The organism is Mycobacterium sp. shizuoka-1, assembly GCF_002723835.1.
Lineage (GTDB): Bacteria > Actinomycetota > Actinomycetes > Mycobacteriales > Mycobacteriaceae > Mycobacterium.
Genome location: NZ_BEWG01000061.1, coordinates 15,190 through 36,211, shown reverse-complemented (window position 1 = coordinate 36,211; position 21,022 = coordinate 15,190). Strand labels below are relative to the sequence as shown.

The window sequence follows — 21,022 nt, the reverse complement described above, 5'->3', positions numbered from 1 at the left end:
GCATGGGTCTGATCAAGGGTCTCGGCTACGTCACCGTAGCGGCCTCCGACATGGAACGCTGGCGCCACTTCGCCTTCGGCGTCCTCGGCTTTGCCCAGGGCAACGGGTCCGATGCGTCAGCTCTGTACTTGCGCATGGACGAACGGGCCGCACGCATCATCGTCGTGCCCGGCGACGTCGACAAGATTGTCAGTGTGGGGTGGGAGGTGCGTGACCACGCGGACTTGGAGCGGGTGAAGGCCGCCTTGGATGTCGCGGGGGTTCCGTTCAAGCAGCTGTCCCTCGAGGAGGCAGACGCCCGGCGGGTCGAGGAGGTCATCGCCTTCGAGGATCCGGCGGGGACCTCGCTGGAGGTATTCCACGGGGCGGTACTCGATCACTCCCCTGTCGTGGCCCCGTTCGGCGCCAGGTTCGTCACCGGTGATCAAGGGCTGGGCCACGTTGTGCTTCCCGCCCTCGACGTCGACGGAGTCTTCGCCTTCTACACCGATGTCTTGGGATTCACCTCCCGCGGCGCATTCCGGGTCCCGGTGCCGCCCGAATTCGGACCGGTGCGGGTGCGGTTCATGGGCGTCAACCAGCGTCACCACAGCTTGGCGATCTGTCCTGCGCAGACCGTTCGCGACCCCGGGTTGATCCATCTGATGGTCGAAGTCGACTCGCTCGACACGGTGGGCCAAGCGCTGGATCGGGTCAACGCCGAGGGCTTTCAGTTATCGTCGACCCTGGGCCGACATACCAACGACAAGATGGTGTCGTTCTACGTGCGCGCGCCCGGTGATTGGGACATCGAATTCGGCACCGAAGGGATGCGCGTCGACGACATGTACTACACCGCAGAGGAAATCACCGCCGACAGCTATTGGGGACATCAATGGGTGTCCGACCTTCCGGCGGCCATGCGCCCATGACCGCCGATGATGACGTCAGCCCGGTCCCTGCATCGTCGATCGAGAATTGGGATCACGAGGCCGACGTGGTCATCGTCGGCTACGGCATCGCCGGCGCGGCGGCGGCGGTAGAAGCAGCGCGCGCCGGTGCCGATGTCCTGGTGCTCGAACGCACCGGATCGTGGGGCGGCGCCGCGGCGATGGCGGGCGGCTTTGTGTACCTGGGCGGCGGCACCCCGATCCAAAAGGCCTGCGGTTTCGACGATTCGCCGTCGAATATGGCGGCATTCCTCAATGTGGCGATGGGTCCCGGCGCCGATGAGGCGCGCATCGCGGACTACTGCGAGGGCAGCCTGGAGCACTTCGACTGGCTCACGGGCTGCGGAGTGCCGTTCAAACCGGAGTTCTGGGGTGAGCCCGGATGGGAGCCGCCCGGCGATCAGGGTCTGATGTTCACCGGCGGCGAGAACGCCTACCCCTTCAACACGATCGCCGAACCCGCTCCGCGCGGGCACATCCCGCAGATGACCGGAAAAGTCGCCGGCGAGAAGAGCGGTGGTTTCATGTTGATGAAGCCACTGGTCGAGACGGCCACGTCGCTGGGTGTCCGCGCGGTCTATGACGTGCGGGCCCAGACGCTGGTCGTCGAGTCCGATGGCCGGGTGTCAGGAGTGATCGCCAGGCAGTACGGCGAGACCGTGCGGGTGCGCGCCCGGCGCGGGGTCATGTTGGCCGCGGGCAGCTTCGCCTACAACGAGTCGATGGTCAAACAGTTCGCGCCGGCCATCGCGGGACGGCCCGCCGCGTCCATCGAACAACACGACGGCCGCGCGATCCGGATGGCGCAGGCACTCGGTGCCGACCTGGCGCACATGGACGCCACCGAGGTGGCATTCCTCATCGATCCGCAGCAGACGGTGCGCGGCGTTCTCGTCAACGGACTCGGTCAGCGGTATGTCCCCGAGGACATGTATTCCGGCCGGATCGGCCAGCTCACGCTGTATCGGCAGGAGGACACCGCCTACCTGATCATCGACGGCGACGCCCAGGACGAGGCGATGGCGGCGACCTCGGCCACCCCGTTCCTCAAGCGGCCCGCAACGTGGGTGTGCGACACAGTCGCCGAACTCGAGGCGGAGATCGGACTGCCGGCCGGCTCCCTACAGGCGACGATCGGCGCCTACAACCAGGCGGCCACGCGTGGTGAGGACCCGCTGCTGCACAAGAAGCCCGAGTGGATCAAACCCGTCGGTACGCCGGTCGGCGCGATCGACCTACGGGCCAGCTGTGGTGGTTTCACGCTCGGCGGTCTGCTGACGTCATTGGACGGTGAAGTCATCGGAGTCAGCGGGCACCCGATTCCCGGCCTGTTCGCCGCGGGGCGCTGCACCGCGGGACTGGCGGCATGGGGCTACGCCAGCGGTGTCTCGCTCGGCGACGGCAGCTTCTACGGCCGGCGTGCGGGTCGCGCAGCCGCAGGCGCCTAGCCGGACGGACTCTATTGCGCTCCGCCCTTCGGCGTGAGTGGTGCCGCACCCTGCCGCGCGCCTGCGCGGTGACGGTCAACTCTGCGCGGCGTTTCGTGTGACAGCGGGCACAGCACTGTGCTAGAACCTATATTACTAATAGTCATATGCCTGGTTGGCATGCCATCAAAACTGGGAGGCCTCATGACAATGGCTGTCGAGAAGGCCGGCGAGACGCCGAGCGCCGTCATTGACCGCATTTCACTGGTTCTGGACGCTTTCGACGGGCCGGGCCGACTGACGCTGGCACAGATCGTCCGGCGAACGGGCCTGCCACGGTCGTCCGCGCATCGCATGCTCGAACGTCTCGTCGCGTTGCGCTGGCTGCGCCGCGACGGCCGCGACTACGAGCTGGGGATGCGACTGGTGGAATTGGGATCCCTGGCTTTGCATCAGGACCGCATTCACCGCGCCGCCATCCCGCTGTTGCGTGACCTGCACCGCGCGACCGGATTGGTGGTGCATCTCGCAGTCCTCGACGGATCCGACGTGGTCTACCTGGAGAAGATCGGTGATCACCTGGGCGCGGCAATCCCCACCCGGGTAGGTGGCCGTCAGCCCGCGCACTGTACGGCGGTGGGCAAGGCGATCCTCGCCGAGAACGACATCACCGAGGTCGACCTGACCGATCGAAAGACCCGGTTCTCGATCGCGACGGCGCCCCAGCTGGTCGCCGAGCTGGCCAAGGTCCGTGCCCACGGCGTGGCCTTCGAACGCGAGGAGTCGCTGCCCGGCTTCGGCTGCGTGGCTGCTCCCATCGGCACGGCCGGTCAGGCGGTGGCAGCGGTTTCGGTGTGCGGACCGATGAGCCGGATGGCATTCGACAGCCGGCTGGTCGCGCCGGTAAGAATGACGGCCATGGGTATCTGGCGTAGCGCGGAGGACGGCGCCGACCGCGTCGCGCCGACGCTGCAATCGCTGCGCCCACTACGCGTCGGCCCCGCTCCCCGACCCATGGGACGGGATTCGGCATCGCTGCAGCCGGCGTGACTCTCGATCCTCAGATCGCGGGGCTGATCGAAACCCTCGACTCCGGCTTCCCACCGGTGCAGACGATGACCGGGGCACAGGCGCGCGCGGCGATCCGCGCCCGTTTTGTCCCCAACCCGGATCCCGAACCGGTGTCCCACGTCGCCGACCACCAGGTCGATGTCACGGGCGCTACGGTGGCGGTCCGGGTGTATCGGCCGCAGTCGGATGAGCCGCTGCCGATACTCGTGTACGCCCACGGTGGCGGGTTCGTGTTCTGCGACCTCGACAGCCACGACGGCTTATGCCGCAATCTCGCCAATCTCATTCCGGCCGTGGTTGTCTCGGTCGACTACCGGCTGGCACCCGAGCACCGCTGGCCCACCGCGGCCGAAGACGTCCTCACCGCCGCCCGATGGGCCGCGGCACATGCGGCCGAACTCGGGGGCGATCCCGGCCGAATCGCGGTGGGTGGGGACAGCGCGGGCGGCAACCTCGCTGCAGTGGCCACGTTGATGGCTCGAGATCGTGGCTGCCTGGACATCGCGGCGCAGTTGCTGCTGTATCCGGTGGTCGCCGCCGACTTCGACACCGTGTCCTACCGGCGCTACGGCCGCGGGTTCTACAATCCGCGCCCGGCACTGCAGTGGTACTGGGATCAGTACGTGCCGGCCGTGACAGATCGTCAGCATCCCTACGCCTCACCGCTGCACGCGGATTTGACCGGGCTGCCGCCTGCCGTGATCGTGCTGGCCGGCCATGATCCACTGCGCGACGAAGGCATCGCCTATGCGGAGGCCCTGGCGGCGGCCGGAGTACCGACCACGCGATGGTCGTTCGAGGGCGGCATCCACGGATTCATGACGATGCCCATGCTCGACCTCGCGCACCGTGCCCGCCGGGATGCCGCCCGATCACTGGCCGACGTGCTCGACCGGTAACGGCACCGGCCCGTAGCGCTGGACGGGGTCGAGCACACAGTGGGTGCGGCCGAACACCGTCACCATGCACTTGTTGTTGTGGTTGCAGCGGCTGCGCGATGTGGGTTCGGCTTGCATCGTGTTGACCCGATCGGGTTCCCGAAGCAGCGCCCGGCCCATCGCGAAGAAGTCGAAGCCTTCGGCCAATCCCGTCTCCAGGTGCTCGCGCTCGGTGATGCCACCCAACAAGATCAGCTTGGTGTTCTGCATCAAGGGCACGAACTGGCGTGCGGCATCCAACATGTAGAGGTCGCGGTAGGGGTAGACACCCATCGCGTACTTGCCGAAGACCCGGACCGCGGGACGCAGCGCGGCTGGCATCACCGTCGCGAACTCCTTGACCGGCACATCGCCTCGAAACAGGTACATCGGTTTGTACACCGACGAACCCTGGGTCAGTTCCACGGCATCCAGGGTGGAATCGGCGTCGAGAAGCTGTGCGGTCCGCAGTGCTTCGTCGATCCAGATGCTGCCGGGCAGGCCGTCATCCATGTCCAATTTGGCGATCACTGCGATCTGGTTGCCGGCGATCTCGCGGACGTGCTGGGCGATCTCGCGGACCAGCCGCGAACGGTTGTCGATGTCGCCGCCGTAGGCATCCTTGCGCCGATTGATGAGTGGGCTCAGAAACGAGCTGGGCAGATACAGATGACCAAAATGCAGCTCGACCGCGTCGAACCCGGCATCGATCGCGACCTGGGTGGCGGCACCGAATTGCCTTATCACCGAGTGGATTTCGTCGATGGTGATGGCTCGGCAGTACGCCATGGAGGTCGGATTGACGAATCGGCTGGGCGCCACGGCCGTGACGCCGGTGAGCTTGCGCGGTGCTACCACTCCGGCGTGTCCGAGTTGCGCCGAAATCGCGGCGCCGGCCCCGTGCACGGCATCGGTGAGTCTGCGCAAGCCCGGCAGCGCCGCAGCGCTCATCACGATCTGCCCGGGCGCGCTGGCAGCCTGCGGAGACACGCAGCAATAGGCGACTGTCGTCATGCCGACTCCACCTTCGGCAAAGGCGACGTGAAACGCGATCAAGTCATCGGTGACCTCGCCCCGCGGCGAGCGTCCCTCCGAGGTCGCCGCTTTGATCACTCGGTTGCGCAGGGTGACCGGTCCAAGGCGCGCCGGGCTGAACACATCGCTCATCGGATCACCATCGCGCCGAGGCGTCGCGCGGTCAACGGCGGTCTCCCGATGGCCGGGAGCCGCGGGAGATCGCCTCGATCGCGGCCCGTAGCGTCGCGACCATGGCCGAGGTGTTCGTCATCGACCGCGTGGTAACCGCTCCCGGTTGTGCGCGGGCTTTCATCGATGCCTATCTGTCCGGCTACGTTCCGGGCGCCAGGGACCGCGGTATGGAGTTGCGCGATGTCGTGGTGAGCCCACCGATCCTGTTCGATGACCGCTCCAACGTCGTGACAATCACCTGGACGTTGCCCAGCCCGCAAGCCTGGTGGCAGATGACGTGGCGGGCTCGACCCGATCCGACGGTGGCTCGGTGGTGGGACGACGTCTCAGGCCTCATCGTCGAGCGCAGCCGCACTGCTGCGACGCGCGCCGAGGACCTCGATCGCGCCGAGACCCCCGCGCCGCTGCCTGACCCGCAAGGGGCGAACCCCACGGTCGGCGTCACGCGATTGCTGGACGTCGTCGAGTCCGACCGCGGACGAGTGCTCGGTGCACTGCGCGAGGCCGCCGAGGCGAGTGGGGCCTTGCGGGCAGTGGTCGAGCCGACGGAGGCAGGTTCGCGTAACGGCGGTGACATCCTGGTGCACCTGCGATTCCAGGATTCCGAGAGCTGGTCGGACAGCCGCTTCGACGAGGCACTCCAGGATCCGGCGATCACTCACGTCAACGGCGTCACCTATCGGGGAACCCCGCTGTGTCGCGGCACCGGAACGGTCTACCGCGCGCTGCTGCTACGGGTCCCACCCGAAGTGCCGGCGCACGACGTCGGCACATTCGAGCGGGAACTGGCGATGATGCCCAGCTATGTCTCCACGATCCGGGCATGGCAGCTGAGCCGGGTCGACGAGGCGATCGGCACGACCGGCTGGACTCACGTCTTCGAGCAGGAGTTCACCGATGTCGACGGATTGATGGGGCCTTACCTGATGCACCCGGTTCATTGGGCGGTGGTCGATCGTTGGTTCGACCCGGAGACAACCGACATGATCGTCCGAGACCGAGTGTGTCACAGCTTCTGCCGAACTGAGCGTTCTGTCCTGAGCTGATCCGTCAGAGCCCGGCGGGCAGAATATTGGGGTTCGCGGTCGCCGGCGGCTCCAGCGGCGGCAATACGGCCAGCCCATCCAACGAATGCACCGGAAGCCGTTGCGACCATGGGTAATGCAGGCTGAAGGCCACCAAGCCCGTGCGTTGTTCGGCCGGCAGGTGACACATCGCCAACACTGTCTCTGCCAGGTATTCGACGGGCTCGGTCGGGAAATTGTCCGGTATCAACGACGCCGCACCGGGAGTGCGCACTGCGGTCGACGGGCCAACACAGTTCACCGCGATGTTGGCGTCGAGCAACTCGGCAGCGACACCCTGGGTGAAACGGTGCAACGCGGCCTTGCACGACGCGTAGATCACGTCGCCGGCGGTCTTGTTGTAGTCGCGGTACGGCCGAACCGGCGCCACCCCCGTGACCGAACCGATGTTGACGATCCAGCCCGCTCCCTGCCGACGCATGTGGGGCACTGCGGCTTTCGTCAAGATGAAGGGCGTCTTCAGATAGTGCTCGACGGTCCGGTCAAACGTCTCCGGGGCCATGGCCTCGACCACCGAATAGTCGGCGAATCCCGCGTTGTTGACCACGATGTCGATCCGGCCGGTGCGCTCCACCACCGCATCCACCAGGGTGTCCCGCGCGGCGGGGTCTTCCAGGTCGGCGGCAAGACCGAAGGCACAGCCGCCCGATTCTTCGATGAGTGCGATGGTCTCCTCGATGGTGCCGGGCAACGCCTCGGCAGTCCCCGAGCGAAGCGAGGGCGAGGGTGTGTAGGCCCGCGCGGTGACCGCCACGGTAGCGCCTTCGGCGGCCAGTCGCTGGGCGATCGCCCGCCCGATCCCGCGACTACTTCCGGTCACCAATGCCGTTTTCCCGGTGAGGAGCTGGCTCATCGCAGAATGAAATCGTCTTCGATGGGCGCCCGGTGCTGCTGCCATAGGTCGACCAGTCGGTACGGGGTGGCGACGACGACGCGGCCCGACTCTGAGCGGTAGTAGGTGTGGGCGTTCGGGGTGTGGCACCACACGGTGCGCTGCATTGCCCGGTCGATACCGGCGACATACTCCTCGAATGCGGACTCGGTGACTTCGATCGTCGTCGCGTCACGCAGCGCCATGAGCTGCAGGCATTCCATGATGAAGTGCGCGAGGACCTCCATCGAGAAGTTCGCACCCGCACCGTGTCCGGGGCTGTAGTTGGGGGCCGAGGTGATGAACAGATTCGGGAAACCCGGGACGGTTCCACCCCGGTAGGCGCGGGGACTGTCCCCCCACTCCCCCGCCAACGTCTTGCCGCCCCGGCCGCGGATATCGACGGTGGACAGGAAGTCGAGGTGGTAGCCGGTGGCATAGATGATGACGTCGAGGTCGATCTGGCGCCCGTCAGCCGTGACGATTCCGTCGGGGTTCACCTCGGCGGGTTCGGCGGCTTCGACATCGACATGCGCGCGCTTCAGAGCGGCGTAATAGCCACCGGGGTCGCGAATGATGCGCTTGCCGTACGGCGCGAAGTCCGGTGTGACCTTGCGCGCCAGTTCCGTTCCGGCCCCGAACATGCGATCGATGTAGTCCAGGCACAACTGCAGCAACACGTCGTTGGCTGGGGAGATCGACACATGGGTCTGCGACCACTCGGGATCTTGCAGGATGATCGGATAGTTGTTGTCAGCCGTGCCCCAGTACGACTTGAGCCGGTGCCACATGGCGTAGAACGGCAGCACCCGCCCCAGATAGCGCCGGTGCTCGGGCACCTCGTCGGAGAGGCGCTTGCGCGGCGCCACCCAATGTGGTTGGCGTTGAAACACCGTGAGGTGTTCGACTTCGTCGACACAGGCGTCCACGATCTGCACGGCGGTGCACCCGGCACCGATGACCGCCACCTTCTTCCCGGCAAGATCCAGTGTGGGGTCCCATTGAGCCGAGTGAATGCTGGTTCCGGAGAAGGTGTCCCGGCCCTTGAGGTCCGGAAAGCGCGGGCGGTTCAGATAACCCGCCGCAGTGACGACGACGCTGGCGTAATCGACGTTTCGGACACCGTCGGCGGCGCGTGAGTGGATCTGCCACTGCTGGCGTTGCTCGTCCCACCACAACGCCTCGACTTCGGTGCCGAACCGGATATGGCGGCGCAGATCGTGTTTGTCGGCCAGGGCCACGAGGTAGGACTGGTATTCGGCACCTTCCGGGTAGTAGTTCGACCAGTCCGGGTTCACGTCCCGGGACAGCGAGTAGTACGCCGACGGCGTATCCACACCGATGCCCGGGTATGTCGTGGTCAGCCACGTGCCGCCGACCTCATCGTTGCGGTCGTAGATCTCGAAGTGCACACCCTCTTCGGCCGCCGCCAGCGCAACCGCGATGCCGGCGATACCGGCGCCGATAATCGCCATGGTGGTCGTCGACGGGATCGGCGTCGTCCGCGGCAATGTCGGTTGTGAGGGCCTGAACCCGCCCTGCTCGAGGAGCAGATCCACCTGTTCGTCGTCGACTTCGGTGCCCAGCGCAATCGGCAACAGGGCGGCGAACAGCTCACGATCGTCGGCGGCGACGGCATCGACCGGCCGCGGCCGACCGAGGGCGGCGACGATCTCGTCGACCAGCGCATCGGTGGTGGCGGGGTCGGTCGTGCCCGCCCGCTCGGGCGGATCGGGGACGTGGCCGATCTTGCCTGCGTACCGGTCGATGACCGATGCGTCACCCGTCATCTGGGTGAGCACCGCAACCAGAACGCCGGGGTCTGCCTGTCGGAGATGCGCGCGCAGGACAGTCGGATCCGGTGCGCTGTCAGCCGATGACGACGATTCAGTGGTAACGGTCATGGGTCGAGTATCGAAGGCTATCCGCGGGCCCTGCGCCCCGCTGTCTACTGAGCGGGAGACGAACCACCACGTCTGTGGTCGACCTGCCTACCGTGGCGCTCATGCACTCTGAGGACCTCGCCGCGGTCATCGCCCGTGCCCGCAGTCACAGTCTGGCTGACATTCCGCGTCGTTCGGCTCGCAAGCAACCCGACAAGACCGCCATCATCGACGGCGACGTGGTGCTCAGCTTCGCCGAGTTCGATCACTTGGTGGACCGAGCGGCTGCAGCCTTCGGTGACAACGACGTGCGTCCCGGTGACCGGGTCGCCCTGCTGTCGCACAACTGCTGGCAGTACGCGGTACTGGCGTTCGCCACCGCGCGCGCCGGCGTGGTTCTGGTTCCGATCAATTTCATGCTCACCGCCGAGGAGATCGCGTTCATCCTCCGGCACAGCAAGGCGTCTGCGTTCATCGTGGAGACCGGCCTGGTGCCGGTCGCCGAGCAGGCGATGGCGATCAGCCCGACGGTGACCACAAAGGTTGCGCTGACACCCGATGGCCAGTCTCCGCCTGCCGGTTGGCCGGATTTTGCCGACTGGCTGACCACGACCAGCCCGGCGCCGCACATCCGCCTCGACGACGACCAACTGCTGCGGGTGATGTACACCAGCGGCACGGAGTCGCGCCCCAAAGGCGTCATGCACAGCAGCCGCAGCCTGATGTGGCAGTACATCAGCACCATCGTGGCCGGCTCCATGTCCGGCGACGATGTGGAAGTCCACTCCCTGCCGCTGTATCACTGTGCCCAGTTGGACAACTTCCTCGCCACCGACATCTATCTCGGGGCCACCAGCATCATCGTGTCCCGACCGGATCCCGAACTCGTGCTACGCACCATCGAGCGTTACGGCGTCACCAATTACTTTGCCCCGCCGACTGTCTGGATCAGTCTGCTGCGCAGCCCGGTGTTCGATGAGGTGGACCTGTCGAGTCTGCGGAAAGGCTATTACGGAGCGTCGCCGATGCCGACCGAGATCTTGTACGAAATGCGAGAGCGGTTGCCCAACCTCCGGCTGTGGAACTTCTACGGTCAGACGGAGATGGCTCCCCTGGCCTCCGCATTGGGACCCGACGAGCAGGATGCACACGCCGGGGCGGCGGGACGGCCGGTCGTCAACGTCGAAACCGCCATCCTCGACGAGGCGGACAACCCCGTTGCCGTCGGAACCGTGGGCGAAATCGCCCATCGCAGCCCCCATTTGATGCTCGGCTACCTCGATGCCGAGGCGACCACCGCTGCGGCATTCTCCGGCGGCTGGTTCCACTCGGGAGATCTGGGCTTCTATGATCAACACGGTCTCCTGCATGTCGTGGATCGCAAGAAAGACATGATCAAGACCGGTGGCGAGAACGTTGCCAGCCGCGAAGTCGAAGAAGTTCTCTACCGACACAGCGGGATCGAAGAAGCGGCCGTATTCGGCATACCGCACCCGCTGTGGGTGGAGGCGGTGGTCGCCGCGGTGGTCGCTCGCGCCGGTGCCGACCTGACGGAGGACGACATCCTCCGTCACTGTCGAGACCACCTCGCCGGGTTCAAGACACCCAAGCAGGTGTTCTTCGTGGACTCTCTGCCGAAGAACCCCAGCGGAAAACTACTCAAACGCGATCTGCGCCAGCGGTTCAGCGTCTAACACACCGACATCGAAAGGGATCTCCCACGTGTATGAGGGCCGCATCGCGCGCTTTGACGAACCCGGCAAGCCGTTCGAAATCCAGACGGTCAGTCTGCCCGAGGTAGGCCCGGGTGAAATCCTGGTCCGAGTCCTGCGCGCGAACATCTGTGGGTCCGACGTCCATGCCTGGCACGGCACATTCGCGACGCGAGGTCTCGGCGGCCAGCTGCCGACGGTTCTCGGTCATGAGATGGTGGGCGCCGTCGCCGCGCTGGGCTCGGGGGTATCGACCGACTCCAACGGCACACCGTTGGGTGAGGGCGCCCGAGTGGTGTTCCCGTACTTCTTCTGCTGTCACACCTGCAGGAATTGCCTGGCCGGCCGACGCAACGCGTGCCTGAACTTGAAAATGGCCATGCTGGGCCGCGCCGACGAGCCGCCCTATTTCGTCGGCGGTTACGGTGACTACTACCTGCTGCCGGCCGGCGCGGTCGTCTACTCGGTTCCCGACAGCGTGAGCGACGATATCGCCGCCGGCGCGAATTGCGCACTTTCGCAGGTGATGTACGGACTCGAACGCGTCGACTTGCAGCTCGGCGAACACGTCGTGGTCCAAGGCGCAGGAGCCTTGGGACTATACGCGATCGCCGTGGCGAAGGCGCGCGGCGCCGCGAACGTCATCGCCATCGACGGAGTCTCGGAGCGACTCGAGCTCGCCACCGCGTTCGGTGCCGACACCGTGCTCGACCTCAATGAGATCAGCACACCGAAAGATCGCGCGAAAGCGGTGCGCGGGTTGACCGACGGCCACGGCGCCGATGTGGTGGTCGAGGTCGTGGGTCATCCGTCGGCCATCGAGGAAGGTCTGCAGATGCTCGGGCAGTTCGGCCGCTATGTCGAGATCGGCAATATCAACGTCGGCCAGACCTTCGCTTTCGATCCGTCGCGCTTCGTGTTCTCCAACAAGACCATGGTCGGCGTCTCGCTCTACGACCCGGCGGTGCTGTCCCGCGCCTTGACATTCCTCGACCGCCATCAGCATGCGCTGCCATTCGAGCGGCTCGCCGCAGCCTCCTACGCGCTCGACGACATCAACGATGCGTTCGCCGCTGCCGACGGTAAGCGGGACATCCGGGCCAGCTTGATCCCCTGACCATCACGACCGGAGGAGAATTCGTCTTGCCCACCTACGAGCACCCCACGCTGTTCATCGACGGTCGCTGGGTGGCACCCGCCGGCAGCGGCGTGATCGATGTCGTCGATCCCGCGACCGAGAAGGTGATCGGCCACGTGCCCAATGGTTCGGCCGCCGACGTCGACGCCGCGGTTCACGCAGCGCGACGCGCATTCGATCCGCTGATCAGCGTGGACGAACGTCGCGATCGACTCCACCGCGTGATCGACGCGATGGAAAAGCGTCTGCCCGACATCGCCCATCTCATCACCGCGGAGATGGGTGCCCCGGTGCGCATCGCTGCGACGGTTCAGACCCAGGTTCCGTTGGCGGTGGCCAAGGGATTCGCCGACGCACTGGAGGGCTTCGCCTTCGAGGAGCGCATCGGCAACTCCCTGGTACTGCGGGAACCATACGGGGTGGTCGGTGCCATCACGCCGTGGAACTACCCGCTGTACCAGGTGGTCGCGAAGGTGCTGCCCGCGATCGCCGCGGGCTGCACCGTCGTGCTCAAGCCGAGCAACGAGGCACCCCTGTCGGTGTTCGCGTTCGTCGAGGCGTGCGAAGAGGCCGGGCTGCCCCCCGGCGTCATCAACATCGTGTCGGGCCCGGGCCAGGTCATCGGTGAGCACCTGGCCTCCCACCCCGACGTCGACTTCGTGTCCTTCACCGGGTCCACCGGTGTGGGGTCGCGTGTCGGAGAACTGGCCGGTCAGTCGATCAAGAAGGTCGCCCTCGAACTGGGCGGCAAGTCGGCCAATGTGATCCTCGACGGAGCGGACGTGGCCACCGCCGTGAAGGTTGGGGTCGGCAATGCGTTCCTCAACGGAGGCCAGACCTGCATGGCCTGGACCCGGATGCTGGTGCCACAGAAGCATTATGGGGAGGCGTTGGATCAGATCGAGACCGCCGTCTCCCGTTACACCGTTGGAGACCCCTGGGATCCCGCCACCCGCATCGGACCGTCCGCCTCGCGCTCGCAGTTCAACACGGTGCGCGGCTTCATCGAGCGCGCCGCCGGAGAGGGTGCCCGGCTGCTGACCGGCGGCGCCGACGCTGTTCGAGACGAGGGCTTCTTCCTTGCTCCAACAGTTTTTGCCGACGTCGACCCGGACTCCGAGCTCGGCCAGGAAGAAGTGTTCGGCCCCGTACTGGCGGTCATCCCGTACACCGACACCGACGAAGCGCTGCGCATCGCCAACGGCACCCCCTACGGACTGTCGGGCGCGGTGTGGGCCGCCGACGACGAGACCGCGATCGCGTTCGCCCGCCAGGTTCAGACCGGCCAACTCGATATCAACGGCGGGCCCTACAACCCGGCCGCACCGTTCGGCGGTTACAAGAAGTCCGGCATCGGACGCGAACTGGGACGGTACGGGCTCGAGGAGTACCTGCAGACGAAATCCCTACAGCTGCGGGCGGGCGCATGAGTTCACCACTGGACATCAATACTGAAGGCGCCGTTCAGGTCTGGACCATCACGTTGCCAGAGGTGGGTAACGCCATCACCGACCCGGCCGTCATCGCCGCGTTCGAGCAGGCTGTCGATGCGGCCAACCGTGACACTGCCGTCTGTGCGATCGTGCTGACCGGCGCCGGCAAGATCTTCTCCGCCGGGGGCAACGTCAAGGACATGGCCGACGGCCGTGGCATGTTCGGCTTGAGCGCGATCGATCAACGTCGCGCCTATGTCGACGGTATTCAACGCATCCCTCGGGCGCTCGGCAGACTGGAAGTGCCGCTGATCGCGGCGGTCAACGGCGCGGCCGTCGGCGCCGGCTGCGACCTGGCGATGATGTGCGACATTCGCATCGCCTCCGAGCGCGCATCGTTCGCGGAGAGCTTTGTCCAACTGGGCTTGATCCCCGGCGACGGCGGCACCTGGTTCCTGCCGCGTGCTATCGGGTATGCGAAAGCCGCCGAATTGACCTTCACCGGCGATCGCATCGATGCAGCCACGGCGCTCGAGTGGGGTCTGGTCAGCCGCGTCGTGCCCCACGACGACCTGCCGGCCGAAGCACAGGCATTGGCCGAACGCATCGCGACAAATCCTCCGCGCGCCCTTCGGATGGCCAAACGCCTTCTGCAGGAATCCATCTCCGGAACGCTGGAATCCACCCTGGCAATGGCCGCCGCGATGCAGCCGCTGGCCCACCACGACTCTGAGCACCAGCGCCGGATCGCGAAGTGGAGGACGACGTGACCACCGCGATGCCCCGGTTGGTACCACCGGTCAGCAACGACGCCTCCTCGGACGCACTACGGGCGCACGTGCGGGCTTTCCTGGCCGAGCAGCTCGCCGCCGGAGTGTTCCGGCCATCCATCGACTCGTGGTTGTGCGGCTGGGATGAGGGCTTCACCTCGGCGTTGGCCGAGCGTGGCTGGCTGGGCATGACTGTCCCCCGGCACTACGGCGGCCACGGTCGTTCCTTTCACGAGCGATTCGTCGTCACCGAGGAGTTGCTGGCTGCGGGCGCTCCGGTGGCTGCGCACTGGATCGCCGATCGTCAGATCGTGCCATCCCTGCTCAAATACGGTACGGAGCAGCAAAAGTCGCATTTTCTGCCCCGCATCGTCGCTGGCGAGTGCTTCTTCGCGATCGGGATGAGTGAACCAGATTCGGGGTCCGACCTCGCCAGCGTGCGGACCCGCGCAACCCGGGTGGACGGTGGCTGGTCGCTGACCGGCACAAAGGTCTGGACCTCCGGAGCACACCGAGCGCATGCGTTCATCGTGCTCGCCCGCACCACCGCCGCGGACCCTGCACACCGCCACGCCGGACTGAGCCAGTTCATCGTCGACTTGCACGGTCCTGGCGTGGACGTCCGCCCCATCGTCTCGATGAACGGCGGACATCACTTCAACGAGGTCATCCTCTCCGACGTCTTCGTCCCCGACGCGATGGTCTTCGGTGAGATCGGGCAGGGTTGGACTCAGGTCACCTCTGAGCTGGCATTCGAGCGCAGCGGCCCCGAACGCTTCCTGTCGACGTTTCCCCTGCTCGCGCACGCAGTGGATAGTGCGGCCACCCGGCAAGAATCGGTCGACCACGAATTGGGTCGACTGGTGGCCCGCATCGCCGGGCTTCACCATATGTCGACGGCGGTGGCCGGCGCATTGCAGCGCGGGCAGAGCTGCGACGTGGCTGCTGCCGTCGTCAAAGTGTTGGGCACGACCGTCGAAGGTGACATCGCCGACTTCGCCGATCTCCACACCAGTGACGGCATCGCAGCGTCCACCGAATGGGGGCGGCTGGTGGCCGACGCCGTCGACCAGCGACCCGGCTTCACTTTGCGCGGCGGAACCAACGAGGTCTTGCGTGGCGTGATCGCGCGCGGATTGGGCATTCGATGAACCACCTTTCGACGACCGCAGCCCCGTCGGTCGACCCCGACCTGGTCGCGATGATCGACGCGGTTTTCGCCGACTACCGGCGAAGCACGCCGCCGCCCGCAGTCGGCGGACGCGCTGCTCTCGACCGAGCGCTGTGGCACCGTCTCGATTCCCTCGGTTTGGCGCGGCTGACCGGATCGGAGGAATCAGGCGGCAGCGGGGCAGGCTGGTATGAGGCCGCCGAGTTGCTCGGTGCTGCTGCCCGACACGGGATTCGCACACCGGTGGGCGAACACGACTTGTTGGCGTGCTGGCTGTTGGAGAGCCTCGGCGAAGTCGACGCCGCCATCCGTACGGTGCATCTGTGCCCGCGCGGTGGGCCGGATACTCCCGCACCGTGGGCCGCCTCGGTCGATCGGGTCGTGGTGGTGTGGTGGACCGGCGAGGAGTATCGCGTTGCCGACGTCGGGCGCGCCGAGTTGTCCATCCGTGAGGGGGTCAATCTGATCGGCGAGCCCCGAGACACGGTCCGTACCGAGCTCGCCGCGGCAGCCGGGGAACCCGTCAGTGAAGCGCTGGTAGGACAGCTGAGGCGCAAGGCGGCGTTACTGCGGTCCATCCAGGTGTGCGCGGCGCTGGAGCGTGCGGTGGAGTTGTCCATTGATCACGTGTCCGCCAGGGTGCAGTTCGGACGCACCCTGGCCAAGTTCCAGGCGATCCAGAATCTCATCTCGGATGCCGCTGCCGAAGCGGCGCTGGCCCGCGCCGCCACCGAGGCCGCACTCGGCGTAGCGGTCGCATCAGAGTGGGATTCACCGAACCTCGACTTCCTGATCGCCACAGCGCGTTCCTGCGCCGGCCATGCCGCCTCGGTGGTGACTCGCAACGCTCACCAGGTGCATGGGGCGATCGGCACGACCCGGGAGCATCGATTGCACGAGTTCACCCGTGCGACACTTGCGTGGCGGTCCGAATACGGATCGGTGCGTTTCTGGGATGAGCAGGTTGCCACCGCCGCAACAGCCGCGGGAACCCGGGGGTTGTGGGCATTGCTCGCCGATAGTCGCTGACCAGGGTCCCCACCACCAGGACCCGGCACGAACCTCAGCCACGTTCCACTCAACGGTCATCGGCGGTGTAACTGGCGCCACATCCGGAGTTGACTGCTCGTCATGAGCACCGAGATCACCCTGCCCGAGGTCCAGGAGTTCGTCGCCGGATTCTGGTATCACTACGACCAGGGCCACTTCGGCGAAGTGGACGCCCGCATCGGCGACGAGATGCGATACGTGAGCCGTTCGGACTCCGGCAACTGCCCCTTCGAGCATCTTCTCGCGGCCGATCTGCACGGCGGCGCACAAACCCGGGCATGGCTCACCGACCACCGCAACGAAAACCCGTACCCGTGCCGCCACCACGCCACGAACGTCTACCGCACCGGTGCCGACGGCGATGTGACCCTTGTGCGGTTCTATCTTTTCGTCAATCAGATCACCAACAACGTGCCGTTCGCCGTGTCCAGCGGAGTCGTCGATGCCGGCATCCGCCGCTCGGGCGACGGCCTTGTGTTCACCTCGATGACGGTCGTCCTCGACGCCGAGGATTCGGTACCGCTCGCAGAGCACACCGCCAAGGCCGCGGCCGGCACGCCGGCGTGAGCGCACGCGAGACCTTCGGGGGCGGGGTCGCCGTCATCACCGGAGCCGGCGCCGGGATCGGCGCCGGCTTGGCTCGCCAGGCCAGCCGGTTGGGCATGACGGTGGTCTTGGCCGATGTCGACGGCGCAGCCGTGGCCGCGCTGCGCGACGAGCTCACTGCGGCAGGCGGAGCGGCGATCGACGCGGTCTGCGACGTGCGCGATGCCGATGCCGTCGAGGAGCTGGCCCGCGCCGTGTACCGCGACGTGGGGGAGGTCCGACTGCTGGTCAACAATGCCGGTATCGAGCAATTCGGCTATCTCTGGGACACCCCGGTGGCCAACTGGCAACGCGTCATCGACATCAACATCAGTGGCGTATTTCATGGGATTCGAGCGTTTCTCCCCAGGATGATGGCCACTGATGCGCCGGCGTGGGTGTGGAATCTTTCCTCGATCGGCGGCGTCGCGGTGGTTCCCCTGCAGGCGCCCTACATCATGAGCAAGCACGCCGTGCTGGCAATGACCGAGTGCCTGCACCTCGAGGTGCAGGCCGCCGGGCACGCTCACCACGTGCACATTCAGGCGGTCCTTCCAGGTGCCGTGGTCTCGAACATCTTCGAGTCCGCCGGTGGCGTTAACTCCGGTGACGCCGGCGCCGCCGAGGCCCAGCGGACCGCGATGCTCGACATCAAAGCCGATGCCATGGACCCGGTCGCCGCCGCTGAAGTGGTGTTCGAGCAGGCCGCTGACGGCCGGTTCTACCTACTCACGCAACCCGATTACGTCGGCTCGGCGATGGCGGAGCGGGGGCGGATGTTGACCAACCAAGAGCCCCCGCAGTTGCGTACCCGACGTCGATTCGACCCCGCCGAGAACTGACATGCTCCCCCGACTCGACCCTGATGCCGCAGACCGCGTCGCCTCCATCGGTGAGCTGCCTCCGATGCGCAGCCGGGGATTGGCCGCAGTGCGGGCCGGCCTCGAATCCGCGCCGCTGCCCGAGATGCCGCCGATGGCGGCCATCGGCGATGTGACGGCTCCCGGCCCGGCGGGACCGATCCCGCTGCGCCTCTACCGCCCCACCTCCGACCCTTGCGCACCGGTCCTGATCTACCTGCACGGCGGCGGTCTGGTGATGGGTAGCAACCACTCGTTCGAACCGTTGGCGCGCGAGCTGGCCCACGCCAGTGGTGCCGCGGTGGTGGCCGTCGACTACCGGCTGGCGCCGGAGTCAGCGCCGCCGGCCCAGTTCGAGGATGCCTACGCCGCCACCGAATGGATTGCAGCGCAGGCCGATACGCTGGACCTCGATCCGCGCCGGCTTGCGGTCGTCGGCGACAGCGCGGGCGGCTCCCTGGCGGCGGCCGTCGCGCTCGCGGCCCGCGACCGCGGCGGCCCTCGGATCTGCGCACAGGTGCTGCTCTACCCCGGCCTGGATCGCGACATGGGGGCCACATCGATCACCTCGATGCCGGATGCGCCGATGCTGCGTCACGACGACATCGTGTTCATGCATGAACTGGTCGATCGCGCGGCCGGAGCACCACACGACTCCTACCAAATACCCGCCTACGCAAAGGATTTGCGGGACCTGCCGGCGGCCATTGTGGTGACCGGGGAATGCGACCCCATCCGGGACTGGGGAGAACGCTACGGGTGTCGGCTGAGGGACGCCGGCGTACAGACGACGATCACCCGCTACCCGGGTGTGTATCACGGATTCCTGATGAGGTCTGACACGACCGCACGCGGCCGCTTGGCGATCGCGGAAGTCGGAGCCTTGCTGGGGGCCAAATTCACTCACCTGCGCGCCAACGGCGGATCTCCCGATCACCGGAAGCCCGCCGCATCGGCGCAACCAGTGCGCACCACAATCGAAAGCCTCACCACCGAAGGAGATTCATCGTGCTGACTGATGAGCAGCGTCTGGAACTGTCCGACATTCTGCGCCCGGTGGCTCCGCCGCGCGAGCTCACCGACATCTACACCGAGGATCAGCGACGGCGACTGCTCGACGTCGTGCACACCCATGGTCCTTGGAAGCTCATCATCGCTCAGCACTTCGCCTCCGCCGACGAACTGATCGCCACGATGAGCGGCGCGTTTCCCGAGGGCTTCACGCCCTCACTGGACCTGTTCCTCACCCCCACCTTCCGCGGCTATCTCGCCAACTACGGCACCGTGCTGTATCCGGAACTGCACGACTGCTTCTACAACGCCGACTTCATCGAGCACGCCAAGAGTTACTGGAACGCGCAGTACGCCAAGCCCGAGATGATGCTGTTCAACATCAACGGCCCGTGCGCCAACCGCGACCCCGGTCACCTCGACTCCCCCAGCTTCCGCGGCGTGCGCCACGAGAACGCCCCGACCTGGCTGTGCAGCGTCATGGGCAAGTCCGGGCTGTTCACCGATTACCTGATCAAGATGGCACAGGTGATCACCTGGTTCTCCCTCGACGAGGGATCCGGGTTCACCTACTGGCCCGACGGCCCCCTCAGGGCTCCCGCCCGCGTGTTGCCACCGATCAACAATCGCGGAGTGGTCGTGCAGAACGAGATGATGGTGCACCGCGGGGAAGCCAATGGTCCACTGGAACAGCAGGTTCCGGCCGGATTGGCATTCGACACCGTCTTCACCGGCGATCCCGCCGATCGCGACCAATGGCTGCTGAAGAACGGCGAGGATGTCATCGCCCGCCACCACACCGACGAACTGCGGTTCCTCGTGCACTGGTCCGCCGAAGTCTTCACCGATTTCGACGAGCTGAAGAAGAACATGGATGGGACCGACGACATCACGATCGAACGGGCGATCGGCATGATGGTCGACGACCTCAAAGGCAAGGGAATCGCACTCGACGTGCCGAGCGAGCCGCTGCACGATCCGCAGTTCATCGCCGCGCTCAACGCCGCGTACGATCTCGGCGGCCCGGCGACCTACCCGGACGAGGCGCCTGTCAGCGCGTTCCAATTCGCCTGAGCAAACAAGGCAATGACGACGATGGAGCGGTTCTCAGACCGGCGCGCGATCGTCACCGGCGCCGGATCGGGTATCGGCGCCGCCACCGTGGCCCGACTGCTTGACGAGGGTGCTTCGGTGGCGGCGTTCGACATCTCTGCCGACGGCCTGGCCGTGACCACGGCCGCCGCCGTGGACGCCGGAACGGCCAAGCGCCTCACCACAGCCGTCGTGGACATCTCGCTCGAAGACGACGTCACGGCCGCGGTGGACGCGGTCGTGGCGGAGTTGGACGGCCTCGAGGTGCTGGTCAATGTCGCTGCGATTCAGACCTGCTCGCACACCCACGAAACCAGCTTGGCCGAATGGAACCGCACCTTGGCGGTCAACCTCACCGGAACATTCCTGATGACGCGGCAGGCGCTGCCGGCGCTCCTGACCTCAGGCCGTGGTGTCGTCGTGAACTTCACCTCGACGGCCGCGTCGTTCGCCCATCCGTACATGGCGGCGTATGCGGCAAGCAAGGGCGGCATCCTCAGTTTCACGCACTCGCTGGCATTGGAATACTCCAAACAGGGGCTTCGCGCCGTCAATATCCAACCGGGCGGGGTGTCCACGGCGTTGGCCAACAGCACCCTCGACAAGATGCCGCAGGGATACGACCTGGGGTTGTGGGCCAAACAGACACCGTTGCTACACGGGGCCGAGAACGAGATTCTGGGCGACCCCAGCGCGGTCGCATCCGTCATCGCTATGGTTGCCTCCGATGACGGTGCGTTCATCACCGGCACCGAGATCCGGGTGGATGGCGGCGCACACGCCTGACGGGGACAGGAGAAGCGGGACA

The 21,022-nt window shown here is 66.3% G+C and carries 19 protein-coding genes; 16 read left to right on the top strand and 3 right to left on the bottom strand.

Annotated features, from left to right (window positions below; all coding sequences use genetic code 11):
• Positions 1-2: 2 nt before the first annotated feature.
• The 4 genes from bphC to MSZK_RS18010 all read left to right on the top strand — a co-directional run bounded on the left by bphC (position 3) and on the right by MSZK_RS18010 (position 4,326).
• Positions 3-911 (top strand): biphenyl-2,3-diol 1,2-dioxygenase, encoded by a 909-nt coding sequence (bphC, locus tag MSZK_RS18025; RefSeq protein ID WP_199203382.1) that lies wholly within the window; start codon positions 3-5, stop codon positions 909-911.
• Positions 908-2,377: an FAD-dependent oxidoreductase gene (locus MSZK_RS18020; protein ID WP_099250059.1), complete on the top strand. Its 1,470-nt coding sequence runs from the start codon at positions 908-910 to the stop codon at positions 2,375-2,377. Before bphC ends, MSZK_RS18020 begins: the two co-directional genes overlap by 4 nt.
• Positions 2,378-2,560: 183 nt before the next feature.
• The gene (locus tag MSZK_RS18015) at positions 2,561-3,406 is read left to right on the top strand and encodes an IclR family transcriptional regulator (protein WP_099250058.1); all 846 of its coding nucleotides are present in this window, start codon (positions 2,561-2,563) and stop codon (positions 3,404-3,406) included.
• Complete coding sequence (locus tag MSZK_RS18010; RefSeq protein WP_099250057.1) at positions 3,403-4,326, top strand: alpha/beta hydrolase; 924 nt, start codon at positions 3,403-3,405, stop codon at positions 4,324-4,326. The genes MSZK_RS18015 and MSZK_RS18010 overlap by 4 nt, the downstream gene beginning before the upstream one ends.
• Here the strand turns inward: MSZK_RS18010 and MSZK_RS18005 are convergent.
• Positions 4,300-5,511, bottom strand: coding sequence for an NADH:flavin oxidoreductase (locus tag MSZK_RS18005; RefSeq protein ID WP_099250056.1), 1,212 nt, complete (start codon positions 5,509-5,511; stop codon positions 4,300-4,302). The two genes, MSZK_RS18010 and MSZK_RS18005, sit on opposite strands and share 27 nt — an antisense overlap.
• 101 nt (positions 5,512-5,612) lie before the next feature.
• On the opposite strand from MSZK_RS18005, the gene MSZK_RS18000 reads away from it, so the two are divergent.
• Positions 5,613-6,599 carry a Dabb family protein gene (locus tag MSZK_RS18000; protein WP_099250055.1) on the top strand — a complete coding sequence of 329 codons (987 nt, stop codon included), beginning with the start codon at positions 5,613-5,615 and terminating at the stop codon, positions 6,597-6,599.
• Between the two features lie 4 nt (positions 6,600-6,603).
• Here the strand turns inward: MSZK_RS18000 and MSZK_RS17995 are convergent, their stop codons facing one another.
• Positions 6,604-7,491 carry an SDR family NAD(P)-dependent oxidoreductase gene (locus tag MSZK_RS17995; RefSeq protein WP_099250054.1) on the bottom strand — a complete coding sequence of 296 codons (888 nt, stop codon included), beginning with the start codon at positions 7,489-7,491 and terminating at the stop codon, positions 6,604-6,606.
• Positions 7,488-9,413 (bottom strand): NAD(P)/FAD-dependent oxidoreductase, encoded by a 1,926-nt coding sequence (locus MSZK_RS17990; RefSeq protein ID WP_099250053.1) that lies wholly within the window; start codon positions 9,411-9,413, stop codon positions 7,488-7,490. Before MSZK_RS17990 ends, MSZK_RS17995 begins: the two co-directional genes overlap by 4 nt.
• Positions 9,414-9,514: 101 nt before the next feature.
• Between MSZK_RS17990 and MSZK_RS17985 the strand changes: the two genes are divergently transcribed.
• From MSZK_RS17985 to MSZK_RS17935, 11 genes are all read left to right on the top strand, one after another.
• A complete protein-coding gene (locus MSZK_RS17985) occupies positions 9,515-11,086 on the top strand; it encodes an acyl-CoA synthetase (protein ID WP_099250052.1) in 1,572 nt (523 codons plus the stop codon).
• Positions 11,087-11,114: 28 nt separating this feature from the next.
• The gene (locus MSZK_RS17980) at positions 11,115-12,221 is read left to right on the top strand and encodes a zinc-binding dehydrogenase (RefSeq protein ID WP_099250051.1); all 1,107 of its coding nucleotides are present in this window, start codon (positions 11,115-11,117) and stop codon (positions 12,219-12,221) included.
• Positions 12,222-12,247: 26 nt separating this feature from the next.
• Positions 12,248-13,672, top strand: coding sequence for an aldehyde dehydrogenase family protein (locus MSZK_RS17975; RefSeq protein WP_099250050.1), 1,425 nt, complete (start codon positions 12,248-12,250; stop codon positions 13,670-13,672).
• A complete protein-coding gene (locus MSZK_RS17970; RefSeq protein ID WP_099250049.1) occupies positions 13,669-14,445 on the top strand; it encodes a crotonase/enoyl-CoA hydratase family protein in 777 nt (258 codons plus the stop codon). Before MSZK_RS17975 ends, MSZK_RS17970 begins: the two co-directional genes overlap by 4 nt.
• An 8-nt stretch (positions 14,446-14,453) precedes the next feature.
• Positions 14,454-15,596 carry an acyl-CoA dehydrogenase family protein gene (locus tag MSZK_RS17965; RefSeq protein WP_099250147.1) on the top strand — a complete coding sequence of 381 codons (1,143 nt, stop codon included), beginning with the start codon at positions 14,454-14,456 and terminating at the stop codon, positions 15,594-15,596.
• Entirely contained in the window at positions 15,593-16,645 is a 1,053-nt protein-coding gene (locus MSZK_RS17960) for an acyl-CoA dehydrogenase family protein (protein WP_233211373.1), read from the top strand. Before MSZK_RS17965 ends, MSZK_RS17960 begins: the two co-directional genes overlap by 4 nt.
• A 102-nt stretch (positions 16,646-16,747) precedes the next feature.
• Positions 16,748-17,233: a polyketide cyclase gene (locus MSZK_RS17955; protein ID WP_099250048.1), complete on the top strand. Its 486-nt coding sequence runs from the start codon at positions 16,748-16,750 to the stop codon at positions 17,231-17,233.
• Positions 17,230-18,093 carry an SDR family NAD(P)-dependent oxidoreductase gene (locus MSZK_RS17950; RefSeq protein WP_099250047.1) on the top strand — a complete coding sequence of 288 codons (864 nt, stop codon included), beginning with the start codon at positions 17,230-17,232 and terminating at the stop codon, positions 18,091-18,093. Before MSZK_RS17955 ends, MSZK_RS17950 begins: the two co-directional genes overlap by 4 nt.
• A gap of 1 nt (position 18,094) precedes the next feature.
• The gene (locus MSZK_RS17945; RefSeq protein ID WP_099250046.1) at positions 18,095-19,126 is read left to right on the top strand and encodes an alpha/beta hydrolase; all 1,032 of its coding nucleotides are present in this window, start codon (positions 18,095-18,097) and stop codon (positions 19,124-19,126) included.
• Positions 19,120-20,196: a hypothetical protein gene (locus MSZK_RS17940; protein WP_099250045.1), complete on the top strand. Its 1,077-nt coding sequence runs from the start codon at positions 19,120-19,122 to the stop codon at positions 20,194-20,196. Before MSZK_RS17945 ends, MSZK_RS17940 begins: the two co-directional genes overlap by 7 nt.
• Before the next feature lie 21 nt (positions 20,197-20,217).
• Complete coding sequence (locus MSZK_RS17935; RefSeq protein WP_099250044.1) at positions 20,218-21,000, top strand: SDR family NAD(P)-dependent oxidoreductase; 783 nt, start codon at positions 20,218-20,220, stop codon at positions 20,998-21,000.
• Positions 21,001-21,022: the final 22 nt, after the last annotated feature.

Coding starts and splice junctions, on each gene's coding strand:
- MSZK_RS17990 (WP_099250053.1), bottom strand. CDS start 9,413: ATGACCGTTACCACTGAATCGTCGTCATCGGCTGACAGCGCACCGGAT.
- MSZK_RS17985 (WP_099250052.1), top strand. CDS start 9,515: ATGCACTCTGAGGACCTCGCCGCGGTCATCGCCCGTGCCCGCAGTCAC.
- MSZK_RS18000 (WP_099250055.1), top strand. CDS start 5,613: ATGGCCGAGGTGTTCGTCATCGACCGCGTGGTAACCGCTCCCGGTTGT.
- MSZK_RS17935 (WP_099250044.1), top strand. CDS start 20,218: ATGGAGCGGTTCTCAGACCGGCGCGCGATCGTCACCGGCGCCGGATCG.
- MSZK_RS18020 (WP_099250059.1), top strand. CDS start 908: ATGACCGCCGATGATGACGTCAGCCCGGTCCCTGCATCGTCGATCGAG.
- MSZK_RS18005 (WP_099250056.1), bottom strand. CDS start 5,511: ATGAGCGATGTGTTCAGCCCGGCGCGCCTTGGACCGGTCACCCTGCGC.
- bphC (WP_199203382.1), top strand. CDS start 3: ATGGGTCTGATCAAGGGTCTCGGCTACGTCACCGTAGCGGCCTCCGAC.
- MSZK_RS17970 (WP_099250049.1), top strand. CDS start 13,669: ATGAGTTCACCACTGGACATCAATACTGAAGGCGCCGTTCAGGTCTGG.
- MSZK_RS17960 (WP_233211373.1), top strand. CDS start 15,593: ATGAACCACCTTTCGACGACCGCAGCCCCGTCGGTCGACCCCGACCTG.
- MSZK_RS17955 (WP_099250048.1), top strand. CDS start 16,748: ATGAGCACCGAGATCACCCTGCCCGAGGTCCAGGAGTTCGTCGCCGGA.
- MSZK_RS17945 (WP_099250046.1), top strand. CDS start 18,095: ATGCTCCCCCGACTCGACCCTGATGCCGCAGACCGCGTCGCCTCCATC.
- MSZK_RS17965 (WP_099250147.1), top strand. CDS start 14,454: ATGCCCCGGTTGGTACCACCGGTCAGCAACGACGCCTCCTCGGACGCA.
- MSZK_RS18015 (WP_099250058.1), top strand. CDS start 2,561: ATGACAATGGCTGTCGAGAAGGCCGGCGAGACGCCGAGCGCCGTCATT.
- MSZK_RS17995 (WP_099250054.1), bottom strand. CDS start 7,491: ATGAGCCAGCTCCTCACCGGGAAAACGGCATTGGTGACCGGAAGTAGT.